Source organism: Blastococcus saxobsidens (genome assembly GCF_010682065.1).
GTDB lineage: Bacteria > Actinomycetota > Actinomycetes > Mycobacteriales > Geodermatophilaceae > Blastococcus > Blastococcus saxobsidens_B.
On sequence record NZ_JAAGWG010000022.1, the window covers coordinates 13,793 to 26,897 of the forward strand.

13 protein-coding genes are annotated in these 13,105 nt (G+C 75.6%); 4 read left to right on the forward strand and 9 right to left on the reverse strand.

Going from position 1 to position 13,105, the window contains the following annotated elements; translation table 11 throughout:
• The first annotated feature begins 50 nt into the window (after nucleotides 1-50).
• Together GCU60_RS13825 and GCU60_RS13830 are read left to right on the forward strand one after the other, a co-directional pair.
• Entirely contained in the window at nucleotides 51-1,514 is a 1,464-nt protein-coding gene (locus GCU60_RS13825) for a protein adenylyltransferase SelO family protein (RefSeq protein ID WP_163206179.1), read from the forward strand.
• 118 nt (nucleotides 1,515-1,632) lie between these two features.
• Nucleotides 1,633-2,553, forward strand: coding sequence for a bacteriorhodopsin (locus tag GCU60_RS13830; protein WP_163206181.1), 921 nt, complete (start codon nucleotides 1,633-1,635; stop codon nucleotides 2,551-2,553).
• 75 nt (nucleotides 2,554-2,628) lie between these two features.
• Here the strand turns inward: GCU60_RS13830 and GCU60_RS13835 are convergent, their stop codons facing one another.
• From GCU60_RS13835 to GCU60_RS13865, 7 genes are all read right to left on the reverse strand, one after another.
• On the reverse strand, nucleotides 2,629-3,177 hold the full coding sequence (locus tag GCU60_RS13835; RefSeq protein ID WP_163206183.1) for a hypothetical protein: 549 nt from the start codon (nucleotides 3,175-3,177) through the stop codon (nucleotides 2,629-2,631).
• Nucleotides 3,178-3,272: 95 nt separating this feature from the next.
• The gene (locus GCU60_RS22115; RefSeq protein ID WP_275585541.1) at nucleotides 3,273-3,788 is read right to left on the reverse strand and encodes a WhiB family transcriptional regulator; all 516 of its coding nucleotides are present in this window, start codon (nucleotides 3,786-3,788) and stop codon (nucleotides 3,273-3,275) included.
• Between the two features lie 163 nt (nucleotides 3,789-3,951).
• On the reverse strand, nucleotides 3,952-4,422 hold the full coding sequence (locus GCU60_RS13845) for a heme-degrading domain-containing protein (protein ID WP_163206185.1): 471 nt from the start codon (nucleotides 4,420-4,422) through the stop codon (nucleotides 3,952-3,954).
• 124 nt (nucleotides 4,423-4,546) lie between these two features.
• Nucleotides 4,547-5,410: a siderophore-interacting protein gene (locus GCU60_RS13850; protein ID WP_163206187.1), complete on the reverse strand. Its 864-nt coding sequence runs from the start codon at nucleotides 5,408-5,410 to the stop codon at nucleotides 4,547-4,549.
• A 304-nt stretch (nucleotides 5,411-5,714) separates the two neighbouring features.
• Complete coding sequence (locus GCU60_RS13855) at nucleotides 5,715-7,523, reverse strand: helicase-related protein (protein WP_163206189.1); 1,809 nt, start codon at nucleotides 7,521-7,523, stop codon at nucleotides 5,715-5,717.
• A gap of 135 nt (nucleotides 7,524-7,658) precedes the next feature.
• Entirely contained in the window at nucleotides 7,659-8,693 is a 1,035-nt protein-coding gene (locus GCU60_RS13860) for a uroporphyrinogen decarboxylase family protein (RefSeq protein ID WP_163206191.1), read from the reverse strand.
• Between the two features lie 103 nt (nucleotides 8,694-8,796).
• Nucleotides 8,797-9,417, reverse strand: a complete 621-nt coding sequence (locus GCU60_RS13865; protein ID WP_163206193.1) for a hypothetical protein — start codon at nucleotides 9,415-9,417, stop codon at nucleotides 8,797-8,799.
• A gap of 172 nt (nucleotides 9,418-9,589) precedes the next feature.
• Here GCU60_RS13865 and GCU60_RS13870 point away from each other — a divergent pair, with 172 nt between their 5' ends.
• Entirely contained in the window at nucleotides 9,590-10,564 is a 975-nt protein-coding gene (locus GCU60_RS13870; RefSeq protein ID WP_163206195.1) for a patatin-like phospholipase family protein, read from the forward strand.
• Between the two features lie 21 nt (nucleotides 10,565-10,585).
• Here the strand turns inward: GCU60_RS13870 and GCU60_RS13875 are convergent, their stop codons facing one another.
• A complete protein-coding gene (locus GCU60_RS13875; protein WP_163206197.1) occupies nucleotides 10,586-11,578 on the reverse strand; it encodes a YihY/virulence factor BrkB family protein in 993 nt (330 codons plus the stop codon).
• 53 nt (nucleotides 11,579-11,631) lie between these two features.
• Nucleotides 11,632-12,654 carry a hypothetical protein gene (locus GCU60_RS13880; RefSeq protein ID WP_163206199.1) on the reverse strand — a complete coding sequence of 341 codons (1,023 nt, stop codon included), beginning with the start codon at nucleotides 12,652-12,654 and terminating at the stop codon, nucleotides 11,632-11,634.
• A 152-nt stretch (nucleotides 12,655-12,806) separates the two neighbouring features.
• On the opposite strand from GCU60_RS13880, the gene GCU60_RS13885 reads away from it, so the two are divergent.
• On the forward strand, nucleotides 12,807-13,079 hold the full coding sequence (locus GCU60_RS13885; protein ID WP_163206201.1) for a hypothetical protein: 273 nt from the start codon (nucleotides 12,807-12,809) through the stop codon (nucleotides 13,077-13,079).
• Nucleotides 13,080-13,105 lie beyond the last annotated feature (26 nt).

Consider the following 13,105-nt stretch of genomic DNA (forward strand, 5'->3'; position numbering starts at 1 on the left):
TGCCCGCCCGAGCCCGCGTGCACCCGTGCTTGCGGTCGTACGCTCGGACGGTGAGCGTCGCCCCCGGTCCCACGGTCGCCCTCGGCGACCGGTTCGCCCGTGACCTGCCCGAGCTGGCGGTGGCCTGGCGGGCCGAGGAGGCACCCGACCCACGACTGCTCGTGCTGAACGACGCCCTGGCCACCGAACTGGGTCTGGACCCGGCCGCGCTCCGCGGTCCTGACGGTCTGCGGTTCCTGACCGGCAACGCCGTCCCGGATGGCGCCTCCCCGGTGGCGCAGGTCTACGCCGGGCACCAGTTCGGCGGCTACAGCCCGCGGCTGGGCGACGGCCGGGCACTGCTGCTGGGCGAGCTCACCGGCGAGCAGGGCCGGCTGCGCGACCTGCACCTCAAGGGTGCCGGCCGCACGCCCCTGGCCCGCGGGGGCGACGGCCTGGCCGCGGTCGGGCCGATGCTGCGCGAGTACGTCGTCAGCGAGGCGATGCACGCCCTTGGCATCCCGACCACGCGCTCCCTCGCCGTGGTGGCCACCGGCCGCCCCGTGCGCCGGGAGACGATGCTGCCCGGTGCGGTGCTGGCCCGCGTGGCCGCCAGCCACCTGCGCGTCGGCAGCTTCCAGTACGCCGCGGCCACCGGCGACCTGGACCTGCTGCGCCGGCTCGCCGACCACGCGATCGACCGTCACCACCCGGCGGCGGCCGACGCCGAGCAGCCCTACCTGACGCTGTACGAGGCGGTCCTCGAGGCACAGGCCGCGCTGGTGGCGAGGTGGATGCTGGTCGGCTTCGTGCACGGGGTGCTGAACACCGACAACGTGACGATCTCCGGCGAGACGATCGACTACGGCCCCTGCGCGTTCCTCGACGTCTTCGACCCGGCGACGGTCTACAGCTCGATCGACACCGGTGGCCGCTACGCCTACGGCAACCAGCCGGTGGTGACCGAGTGGAACCTCGCCCGGCTGGCCGAGGCGCTCCTCCCGCTGTTCGCCGAGGACCAGGAGACGGCGGTGGCCATGGCGACCGAGGCGCTGGGCACGTTCCGCCGCCGGTACAGCACGGCGTGGACCGCGGGCATGCGCGCCAAGCTCGGGCTCCCCGACGGCCTGGACGACGAGGTCACCGAAGCGCTCGCCACCGACCTGCTGGCCCTGATGCGGGACAACCGCCTGGACCACACGTCCTTCTTCCGCCGGCTCGGCGAGGCGGCCCGCGGCGACGCCGAGCCCGCCCGGCTGCTCGTGCTCGACCTGGCAGGGTTCGACGGCTGGCTGGAGCGCTGGCGGGCGCTGCAGCCTGATGCCGCGCTGATGGACCGGACCAACCCCGTCTACGTGCCGCGCAACCACCTGGTCGAGGAGGCGCTCGCCGCCGCGACCGACGGCGACACCGGCCCGCTGGACCAGCTGCTGGAGGCCGTGTCCCGGCCGTTCGACGAGCGGGCCGGCTTGGAGCGTCACGCGGAGCCGGCCCCGGACGCGTTCGGGCCCTACGTCACGTTCTGCGGCACCTGAGACGGCGCGCCGTCCTCGGGAGGGGCGGGCGGTTGTGGGGGAGGGGCAGGGGTAGGGCGGCCGGAAGCGGGCCGTCGTGCGGGACGGGCCCGATCCCCCCTCTCGCCCCGGAGCTCCCATGGACACGCCCACCCCGGAAGTGCAGACGATGCCGTTGGGTCTCTACGACGTCGTCCAGCTCGCGATCCTCGGTGCCGGGTTCGCCCTGCTCGCCTACGTCGTCTACTCCTGGAACAGCAAGGACGAGGTGTCGGCGCGGTACCGGCCCTCGGTGCTGGCGGGCCTGAGCCTGGCGGCGGTCGCCATGGTCGCCTACCTGATCCTGTACCTGGACTGGGACACCGGTTTCCGGCTCGAGGGCGATGTCCACGTGCCGAACGAGGAGGCGCGGACGACGCTGGGCACCCGGTACATCGACTGGTCGATCACCGTCCCGCTGCTGACCGTCGAACTGCTCGCCGTCTGCTCGATCGCCGGTGCAGCCGCCCGCAGGTTGCGCTTCACGACGATGGCGGCGGCCTTCCTCATGATCGTCACCGGGTACATGGGGTCGCAGGTGCTGTCGCAGGGGCGGGACGCCACGGCGTTGGTGGTGTGGGGCCTGATCAGCACCGCGTTCTTCGTCTACCTGTACGTGGCGCTGATCGGCGCGGTCCGCGTCTCGCTGCCCACCATGGGCACGGAGGCCGCCGCGAGCCTGCGCAACGCCACCATCGTGCTGCTGAGCAGCTTCGGCGTGTACCCGCTGGTCTACGCCGTCCCCGTCTTCGTCGACGTCACGCCGGCCTGGTTCACCGCGATGCAGGTGGGCTACTCGGCCGCCGACGTTATCGCCAAGGTGGGGTTCGGGGTGCTGACCCACAAGGTGGCCAAGCTGCGCACCGCCGAGGACGTCGCCGCTGGGCGCGACACCCACCCCGAGTCGGTGTGGTCGAGCAACGTGCACAAGAGCGACGCGGTGCTGCCCGAGCTGGCCCGGGTGTCGCCGGCCGTGCTGGCCGCGCTCCGGGCCGAGGGCGCCGTGCGCGACCGGCGTTGACCACGACGGACCGGGCCCGACCGGTGAGGGCGTCCGCGCGGCGGCGGATGCGGTGCCTCACCGGCCGGCGGGTGATCAGGCGGAGCGGACGCCCCTGGCGACCTCGGAGGCGCGCTGCTGCTCGCCGGCGTAGGAGCTGATCGCGACCAGCGTGCCGGTCAGCGCAGGGATGACCCACTGCAGGGTGTCCAGCTGCTGCTGGGCCATCGCGACGTCGGCCTGCGCCACCTTGGTGCGCCGGCTCGGCTTCGTGCCCTTCTTGGACGGCACGGCCCCGGCGGCCGACACCCGCTGGCCGAGCACGCGGCTGTAGGCGGTGGCGCCCAGGGCCGCGGCGGTGACCAGGGTCTTCAGCGCCGACATGCCGGCCACCCCCTGCTGGGCGGCGACCCGCTGCTTGTTGGCGCGGAGCTGGCCGACGCTGCCGATCAGGTGGGCGCCGATCGCGGCGGCGTTGACCGGGGTCCAGCGGTCCCAGCCGGCGTTGGCGACCCGGCCGGTCGCGGCGTCGGTGCCGGCCTCGCCCGCGGCGGCGTTCAGCGCGACGGCGTTGGCCAGCGTGCCGCCGAACCAGGCGGAGAGACCGAGATCGTGGAGCGAGCGGGACAGGGTGTTGCGGGCCATGGAGAGCTCCTCGGCAGACGGGTGGGGTGCTCCGTCCCTACCCGCGCCGTCGGGCCTCACGCCGGTTGCGCGCGATCGAAGGTCAGACGCGGCGCTCAGGCGCTGATCGAGCCGCCGCGCTGCTGGCGCAGCCGACGGCGCTCGCGCTCCGACAGCCCACCCCAGATGCCGAACCGCTCGTCGTTGGCCAGGGCGAACTCCAGGCACTGGGCCCGGACGGGGCAGCCGGTGCACACGCGCTTGGCGTCCCGCGTGGAGCCGCCCTTCTCCGGGAAGAACGCCTCCGGGTCGGTCTCGGCGCAGAGCGCGTCCATCCGCCACGACTCCTCGCCGGCGGGCTCCTCGGTCCAGGCCGGGGCCTCCGGCCACACGGTGGTGGCGGGCTCCGACTGCGGGGCGACCTCCCACTCGGGCGCGGCCGCCCACTCGGGCGCGGTCTCCCACCGGGGAGCGGGGGCCCACTCGGCGGCAGCCCACTGCGGGGCGGCGTAGGTCCCGGCGGGCTCGAACCGCTCGGCGGAGACGCGCGGCTCGGGGATGCGGGTCTCGGTCGCGAAGCCGGAGGCGCCGTCGTGGACCAGGGTCAGGGCGGGGCGGGAGAAGGAAGGCATGGGAAGCTCCTCGATGGGTGACGCACTCACTGCGGGTGACGGACCGGTACGGCCCGGCTGCTGAGAGTCACGTTACCGAGCCGTTATGCGGTTCGGCACTGGCAAGAACCGGACGAAAGCGTCTCGGTCTGTTGGTGGATTGTGTGCTGGCGGCCCGACGGGCTCAGCGCCGCAGGTGCTCCCGGAGGACACCGGTGAGCATCCGGTGGTCCGCGAGCTGGGGGAGCCCGGACACCGCGATCACGCCGACCGGACCGACATCGCGCACCAGGAGTGGGAACGCGCCGCCGTGCGCGGCGTACCGCACGGGATCAAGGCCGAACTCCGCCTCGAAGGTCGTGCCGCGCTCGATGCTGGCCTGGCGCACGTACAGCGAGCTGTGCCCGAACCGGTGCACGACCCGGCTCTTGCGCTCGATCCACGACGCGTTGTCCGGGGTGGCGCCGGTCAGCGCCGCGGAGAAGAGGCGGTGCCCGTTCCGTGCGATCTCCACGGCGACCGGCGCGCCGGCCCCTCGGGCGGCGGTCACCAGTGCCGAGCCGAGCGTCCACGCGTCGTCGTTGGAGAAGGAGGAGAACTGCAGCTCGTCCTCCTCGGCGGCGAGCTCGGCGAGGGACGGGAAGGCGTCGGGCATGACCCGTTCCTACCGTGCCGGTGCGCGACCGGCCGCCTCGGCACCACCGGGGTCGGGGAGCCGCTGCACCCGCGCCACGTGCCCGGCGACGCGCTCCTCGTGCCCTGGACCGTGCGCTGACCGGTCAGCGGATGACGGTCTCCTCGGCCTCGATGGCCGCGTTCCACTCCTGCTTGGTCGTCTGCCACCGGTCCTCGGTGTCCCCGCGCCGCCAGTAGCCGGAGATCGAGGTCCAGGCCGGGTCCAGCCCGCGCTCGGCACGCAGGTGGCGGCGCAGTTCGCGCACGGCGTAGGCCTCGCCGTGGACGAAGACGTGCCCGTTCCCGTCCGGCAGCGGCACCGCGCGCACCGCGTCGACCAGCCGCTCACCGGGCTCGGCCCCGCCCCGGTGCAGCCACCGCAGGTCGACGCCGCGGCCGACGGCGAGGTCGTGCTGCTCCTCCTCGGGGCCGGCGACCTCCACGAACGCCAGCGCGCGGGCACCGTCGGGCAGGCGGGCGAGCGCGGCTGCGATGGCGGGCAGCGCAGCCTCGTCACCGGCCAGCAGGTGCCAGTCGGCGTCCGGACGGGGCGCGTAACCGCCGCCGGGACCCATGAACTGGATCCGGTCGCCGGGGCGGGCGGCCGCCGCCCACGGGCCGGCCACGCCCTCGTCACCGTGGTGGACGAAGTCGATCGTCAGCTCCCCGGCGGCCGCGTCCCACGCCCGCACCGTGTAGGTGCGGGTGACCGGCCAGTGCACCTGCGGGTGGTCGGCCCGCACCTGCTCCACGTCGTAGGGCACGCCGTACGGGGCGCCGGCCGGCGGGAAGAGCAGCTTGACGTAGCGGTCGGTGAACTCGCCGTCGGGGAACCCGGCTAGCCCCGGGCCGCCCAGGACGACGCGGACCATGTGCGGGGTGACCCGCGAGGTGCGCACGACCTCACCGATCCGTGGGGTCCGCTTGCGGGGCGGGCCGCCCTCGCCGTTCCGTCGTGCCTCGCTCATCGCGCTCCGCTCCCGAATGGCGCGGCCGCCCCGCCGGACCGGGCCGGGCTCGCTGCCACGGACGACGGTACAGAGGTAAGCCTTACCTTCGGACAGCCAGGTCGTCGAACGACCGGGTGGGGGCCCGGATCCGGAGCAGTCCCCATCGGGGCCGCCCGGACACGACGGCCCGGACACGACGGCCCGGACACGACGGCCCGGACACGACGGCCCGGACACGACGGCCCGGACACGACGGCCCGGACACGACGGCCCGGATCCGCGGGCCGGGACGCGAGAGTCCTGGTCCCCGCCGGGCCGGTGCTCAGCCCCGGCGGGTGCGCCCCCGGGGACCGCCCTGGCGTCCGCCGAGCGCGCGGCCGGCCGCGCGGCCCGCGGTCCGGCGGCCACCGGCTGCCGGCCGGGCGGCCCGGTCGCCGCCGCCGCGCCGTCCGGTGGGCACGCTGCACGGGCGGCAGGTGGTGAACCACGGTGCGATCGCGTTGCCGCACTCCACGCACTTGCCGGAGCGGCCGAGCGCGATGGCGTCGGGGAGCAGCTCGGTGATGGTCTCGGCGCACTCCTCCTCGACCCAGGCGGCGTCCTCGCTGCTCAGGCCGGCGACCCCGGGGAACTGGCGCAGCAGCGCCTGGGCGTCCCGCGCCGCGGCGGCGGCCTGCTCGAACTCCTCGACACCGCCGCCACGGGGGACGTCGGGGAGCACGGTCTCCGGCTGGACCGGGAGGCCGGCGGCGTGCTGCAGCGCGGCCTTGGCCAGCACCAGCCAGCGGGTGCGCCGCGGCGGGTTGTAGTCGATGGGCAGATTGGCCAGCCGCCAGACGGTGTCCAGGTCGCCGACGGCGCCCAGCGGGCCGCGCAGCAGCGGCAGCAGGGCGTGCACCCGCAGCACCAGGCTGGTGACGTCGTCGGCGGTCATGGCCTCGTCGCGGGTGGCCGCCCGCGCCCAGGCCATCCAGCGGGTCAGCGCCTCGGGGAGGTCGACGGCCTCGAAGGCGCCGAGGTCCTCGAGCTCCGGGCGCAGCCGTGGGGCGCGCTTGGGCAGGTCGCTCATCTGGTCGCCCCGGGCGACCGTCGCGCCGGCGGCGACGAGGGCGGCCACGGGCTTCAGCCCGGTCACGCCGATGAGGATGCCGGCGGCGCCGTGGCCGGTCAGGCCGTACCGGCCGGCCCGGCCGGCGATCTGGGCGGACTCCCAGGTGCGCAGCGGGCGCATCTCGGTGCCGTCGAACTTCGTCGTCTCGGCGAACAGCACGGTCGTGGCCGGCACGTTGATGCCGTGCCCGATCACGTCGGTGGTGACCAGCACCTCCAGCTCACCGCTGGTGAACCGCTCGATGACCTCGCGGCGGGTGGCCGGGGGCAGCGCGCCGTAGAGCACCCCGACCTTGCCCGGCCGGTGCTGGTCGAGCTCCGCGGCGGCCGCGTACACCGCCTTGCGGGAGAAGGCGACGACGAGCGTCTGCGGGCGGACGCCCTCGGGGCGGACCGGGGCCTTGAGGACGTCGAGCCGGGAGAGCCGCTTGTGGTTGACGACCGTGATCCGCTCGGCGTCGGCCACCAGGGGCTTGAGCAGCAGGTAGGCCTCCGCCGCGGAGATCAGGTGCATCTGCCGGTACTCGCCGGTGAGCAGCAGCCGGGCCCAGTGGTGGCCGCGGTCGGGGTCGGCGACCCAGTGCGACTCGTCGAGCACGAGCATCTCGCCGCGCATCGGCGCCTTCTCGACGGTGCAGCAGACGATCGGCGCGAAGGGGTCGATCTCCTCCTCGCCCGTGGACAGGCCGACCGTCCCCTCGGGGAGCAGGGCCGCGAGCTTGGCGTAGGCCTCGTGGGCCAGCTGGCGCAGCGGCGCGGCGTAGACCCCGGATCCGGTGGCGGCCAGCGCCTGCAGCGACTCGTAGGTCTTGCCGGAGTTGGTGGGGCCGAGGTGGAAGACGACCTCGGCGGGGCGGACGGTCCGGCCCGGGAGCTCGGGGGCCGCGCCCTCGACCCAGCTCTGCTGTGCCCGCCGCTCCTCGCGCTCGGCCGCACGGTCGCTGGTGCGGGCCGACGACTGCCGGACTGCGGAGCGTTCCCGGCGGCGGGAGGTGGCGGGCTGGGGCTGGGTGTCGGGCAAGCAGTGTCCTTCGGGTGTGACGACAGGCCGGTCGACGCCAGTGGTGGCGGACCGTCGCACAGCACAACACGGACGGTGGCCGGTTCATGCCCCGGGGCCCCGGGACCCGCCGGGCGGCGTCCCGGGGCGGGGACCTCAGAGCTCGGCGCGGAGCTGCGCCGCCGCCTCGGCGAGCGAGCGCATCTTGCCGGCGGCCGCGGCCCGCGGCAGGTACTTCAGCCCGCAGTCGCTGGAGAGCACCAGCTTGTCGACGTCGACGTGGTCGAGCGCCCGCCGCACCCGGTCGGCGACCGTCTCGGGGGTCTCGACCTCGGGCGTGGAGAGGTCCAGGACGCCGAGCGCGACGCCCTTGCCGCGCAGCGGTCGCAGCGTCTGCGGGTCCAGCCGCGACTGGGCCGTCTCCACCGAGACGGTGTGGGCGGGGGTGTCGGCCAGCTCGGCGAGGAACGAGTAGCCCTCCGGGCGGTCGGCGACCATCGCGGCGTACCCGAAGCAGAGGTGCACGTGCACCGGGCCGGGGGCGTCGGCGATGGCGCGGGTCAGCGCCTCGGCGCCGTAGCGGCGGGCGATCTCCGGGCGTGCCTGCAGCCACGGCTCGTCGACCTGCACGATGTCGGCGCCGGCGGCGAACAGGTCGGCGATCTCCTGGGCGACGACGTCGGCGTAGGCCAGCGCCAGCGCGCGGTCGTCGCCGTAGTGGTCGTCCTGCGACTGCTGGGCCATCGTGAACGGCCCCGGCACAGTGATCTTGACCGCGCGGTCGGTGTGCGCCCGGAGGAAGCGCACGTCCTCGACCTGGACCGGCGCGGGACGGCGGAGCTCGCCGGTGACCCGGGGGACCGGGATGTCGATCCCCGAGCGGTTCCGCACCGTGCCGGGGTGCTCGAGGTCCAGCCCGTCCAGCGCGGTGGCGAAGTGGTTGGAGTAGGACTCCCGGCGGATCTCGCCGTCGGTGATGACGTCGAGCCCGGCCTCCTCCTGCGACCGGATGGCGGCCAGCGTGGCGTCGTCCTGGGCCTCCTGCAGGAGCGGCGGCGGGATGCGCCAGAGCTCCTGCGCCCGCACCCGGGGCGGGAACTGGTGGCCCAGCCGGTCGCGGTCGATCAGCCAGTCGGGCTGGGGCAGGCTCCCGACGACCATCGTGGGCAGCGGGGGGAGCGACGCCGGCATCCGGACCTCCTGACAGGGCGGCGCGGTGCCGCGAGCGGAATCGTGAACCCGGCCATCCTCGCCCGCCGGGGGCCGGGTGCGCCCGCCGGGCGGCCCCGCGGGGTCAGAGGGTCTCGGGCACCCGCAGCTCGGCGATCGAGAGGTCGAACTCCGCGGAGTCGAGCACCTCGATGCCCAGGGACGGGCCGAACTCCTCGCGGAACTCCCGCGCGCCCTCGGCGGAGGCCTCCAGGTCCGCCCGGGAGTCGTAGGTGACCGTCGCGACGGTCCTGCCCTCGTCCCGCCGCATCAGCACGCTCACGCTGCAGAACCCCGGCAGGTCGTCCAGCTTGGGCATGAGCGAGAGCCGGACGGCGTCCACGGCCTTGTCGACGGCGTCGGGGTCGGTGCGCAGCCAGGTGACGCGGGAGCAGGTGCCGGAGTGCGACTCGTGCACCCGGTGCATCGCGGCGATCTCCCACTCGTCGACCTGCGCCGTGCCCCCGAGCACCCCGAGGGTGCGCTCCTGCGACGTCCGGACGGCGTCCTGGCTGGCGTGCATGGCGGCCTCGTCACGCCACGACGTCGTGACGATGCACCGGCCGGTCTCGCGGTCGGCCAGCATCGACAGACCCACGCAGCCCTCCAGCTGCCGCACCGCGGGCATGTCCTCGTCGCGGACGAAGGCGATGCCCTGCTCCACCGACTGCGGGTTGCCGTGGATCGTCGTCGATCGGGCGTACATCGGCAGCCACCTCTCTCGCGGGTGCCCGGTCCCGGTGGTCCCGGCCGGCAGCGCCGTCGCAGCACAGCGTGCTCGACCGCCGGGCCGGCGGCAACACCGTCGCGCCGGGAGGGGCCGGGCCGGCGGCGGGGGACGAACTGCCTGCGTGCGCCGCCCGTGGCAGGCTCGCCGGGTGGCGCGCGTGGGCTTGGTGCTGGGTGGTGGTGGTGTCGTCGGGCAGGCCTACCACTCCGGGGTGCTGGCCGTCCTCCAGCACGACTTCGGCTTCGACGCGCGGACGGCCGACCGGGTCGTCGGCACCTCCGCGGGCTCGATCACCGGCGCGCTCCTGCGGCTGGGCGTCTCCGCCGAGGACCTCGCCGCCTGGACGGTGAAGGCGCCGCTGTCCGGCGACGGCGACGTGCTCCGCCAGATGGCCGAGGCGCAGGTGCCCGAGCTGGCGCCCTTCCGGCCCTGGACCCTGCTGCGGCGGCCGCTGCGACTGCCCGGCCCGCACATGGTGGGACGGGCGCTGGCGCGGCCGCTGCAGTTCCGCCCGATGGCGGCCGGGATGGCGCTCATCGCCTCGGGACGCCACGACATCGTCGAGCAGCTCGCGGCGCTCCGGGAGCTGGACCAGCCGGGGTGGCCGGACCGGGACCTGTGGATCTGCGCGGTGCGCCGGCGGGACGGCCGCCGGGTCGTGTTCGGCCGCCCCGGCGCGCCCGAGGCGCCCCTGCACCTGGCGATCGGGGCGTCCTGCGCCGTGCCGGGCTACTTCGCCCCGGTGCGGATCGGGCCGCGGAGCTACGTCGACGGCGGGGTGCACTCGCCGACCAACGCCGCGGTGCTGCGCGGGCAGGGGCTCGACGTCGTGATCGTGATCGCCCCGATGAGCGGCCCCACGGGCTGGCGGCCCGGCATCTTCACCGCGGCCCGCCGGCACTCCGAGCGGCTGCTGCAGCGCGAGGTGCGGGCCCTGCGCGCCGAGGGCGTGCGGACCGTCGTCTTCACCCCCGGCGCTGGCGAGCAGCTGGTGATGGGGAACGACATGATGTCGCGCAGCCGCCTGCACGAGGTGGTCGCGCAGGCGTTCCTCGCCGCGGGCTCGCACGCCGCCACCCCCGAGGTGGCCGAGCTGCTGCGGGAGGCCGCCGGCGACGGCTGACCGGCGCAGGACCCCGGTGCCTCACTCCTCGCCCGGATAGGGCGGGGCACTGTCGGCCACGACCGCGCCCCGCTCGCCCAGCGGCTGGTCGGGGCCCACGGTCGAGTCGCGGCTGGTCTCCCGCTCGGTCTCGGCGTTGACAGTCGCGCCGAGGAGGACCAGCAGGACCGTCGCCCACAGCCAGAACATGCTGATGGCGACGCCGGCCAGCGGCCCGTACGTCGACTCGTAGCTGCCCAGCGTCTCGACGTAGGTGAACAGGCCGATCGTGGTGGCCAGCCAGAGCACGGTCGCCACCGTCGAGCCGCCGGTGATCCACCGCCAGCGGGCGTCCTTCCGGTCCGGGCCGAACCGGTAGAGCAGGGCCAGCACGGCGCTCATCAGCAGGGCGACGGCCCCCCAGGTGAGGACCGGCGCGACGGCGCGCAGCAGGCCCGGCGCGTCCTGCAGCCAGCGGGAGGCCGCACCCGCCCCGGCGATGACGGCGCCGAGCAGCAGCGCGCCCCCGAGGACCATGACGAGGGCGGTGGCCGTGCGGCGCAGGAAGCTGCGGGTCTCGGTCTCGTGGTAGGCCAGGGTCAGCCCGTCGATGAGGTAGCTCACGGCGGTCGCCGCCGTCGACAGGGCCACGACCAGCCCGGCGAGGCCGCGCAGGGTGAGCACCTGCGTCGAGGCGGTGGTGATGGTGGTCAGCTGGTCGGCGACCAGCGGCTCCAGCTCGGTGGGGAGCATGCGCACGACACCCGAGAGCTGCTGGAGCGCCTGGTCGGGGGTGCTGACCGCGCCGTAGACGGAGATCGCGGTGACCAGCACCGGCGCGATCGACAGGACGGCGAAGAACGCGACGCCCGCGGCCTGGACCATGAGCCGGTCGCTGAACACGTGCGCCGCGACCCGCCGCAGGACGTGCCGCCAGCCCTGGGCGGGGATGCCGAAGGGCGAGGCGGCGTCGCTGGGACGGGGGTCGCGGCCCGCGCGCCCACCGGTCCGCCGCCGCCCGCTGACCGACGCCATGGCTCATGACACCCGTGCGGAGCGCGCACCGCAAGCCGCGCGCGGCGGCTGCCTCAGTGCGTGCGGGGCGTCCCCGACCACGAGCGGAGCCGCGCACGCAGCCGGGCCGGCCACAGCGCGCCGGCGGCCGACCTGCCCTGCTCGAGGCGCCGGACCTCCGCCTGCAGCGCGGACCGCCGGCTCACCAGGTCCTGGACCTCGGAGTCCAGGGCGGACCGCCAGGTCCGGAGGACGTCGACCTCCGCCAGGACGGCGGCCGAGCGGAGCGCTGCGTCGTCCTCGCGGCGCTGCCGGAACGCGGCGGCCTCCTCGTCGGCCCGCCGGCGCTCCTCGCGCGCGGCGGTCAGCATGCCGACGACCTCCTGGCGGGCCCGCTGCCGCGCGGCCAGCGCATCCTCGGCGGCCGCGCGCCGGATGCCCTCGGCGTCCCCGCGGGCCTGCTCGCCGGTGGCGCGCGCCGCGGCCAGTTCGCCCGCGGCCTCGCTGCGCAGCTGCGCAGCTGCCCGCTCGGCCTCGGTCACGACCGCGCGGGCCCCGGCCGTCAGCGCGTCCGCCTGCGCCGTCGCCGCCTCGACCGTCTCCCGGGAGCGGTCCTCGGCCTCGGCGATGGTCCGCGCCGCGCAGGCCAGCAGCTGCTCGGCCTCCGTCGTCGCGGCGGCCCGGCAGGCCGCCGCCTCGGCCCGCAACCCCTCGGCCTCGTCGGCCGCGGTGGCCAGCAGGGAGCCGATCCGATCGGCCACGGCCAGGAACTGGCCGCCGCCGGGGGAGTGCCCGAGCAGCCGCTGGGCGTCGCGCAGCTCGCTGGACACGCGGAGCAGCCGGACCTCCAGGTGTTCCCGCTCGCGGTCGGCGGCGACGAGCTCGTCCTCGGCCCACCGGACGTAGGTGTCGACCTGGAACCGGTCGTAACCGGTGACGGCACGGCGGAACTGCGGGCCGACGTCGAAGAGGGTGGGCAGGTCGCCGGAGACGTTGGGTCGCCGGCGGTCGCCGTCCGCCCGCGTGTCCGGCGTCGTCCCGGTGGGGTCGGCGAGGGCCGCCCCGGCCTGGGCGTCGGCGGCGAGCTGCACGGTCATCCGGTCCGCTCCGTTCACTCTGCGTGATGAGTCAGGAACGCTACGGCGTCATCCGGAAGGCTGCAGGGCGGGGAGCGTTCGGCGTCACCCTGACGAGCGACGGCCGCCCACGGGAACCGGCGACGGTCCTCCACGTCCCGCACGCTTGCCCCATGGACCCCGAGACGCCGGCACCGCTGCCCGGCAGCATGAGCGTCCCTCTCTGGTTCCAGGGGGAGGTCGTCGTCGCCGTCGTCGTGGTCGCGGTGGTGCTGGCCCTCGTCGCCCTCGCGCTCGGCAGCGTCCGCCCGGGCGCCTCGGAGCGTGCGGAGTGGCAGTCGTGGCTCGCCGCGCGCTCCCGGCACGCCGACGCCGCGCCGCCGGCGCGCCCCGGGGGCGCCGGCCCCCTCGGGGACGGTCCGGCGCGGGGGGCCCGGCGGACCTGAGGCCCCCGTCCACCGGATCGGCCGTG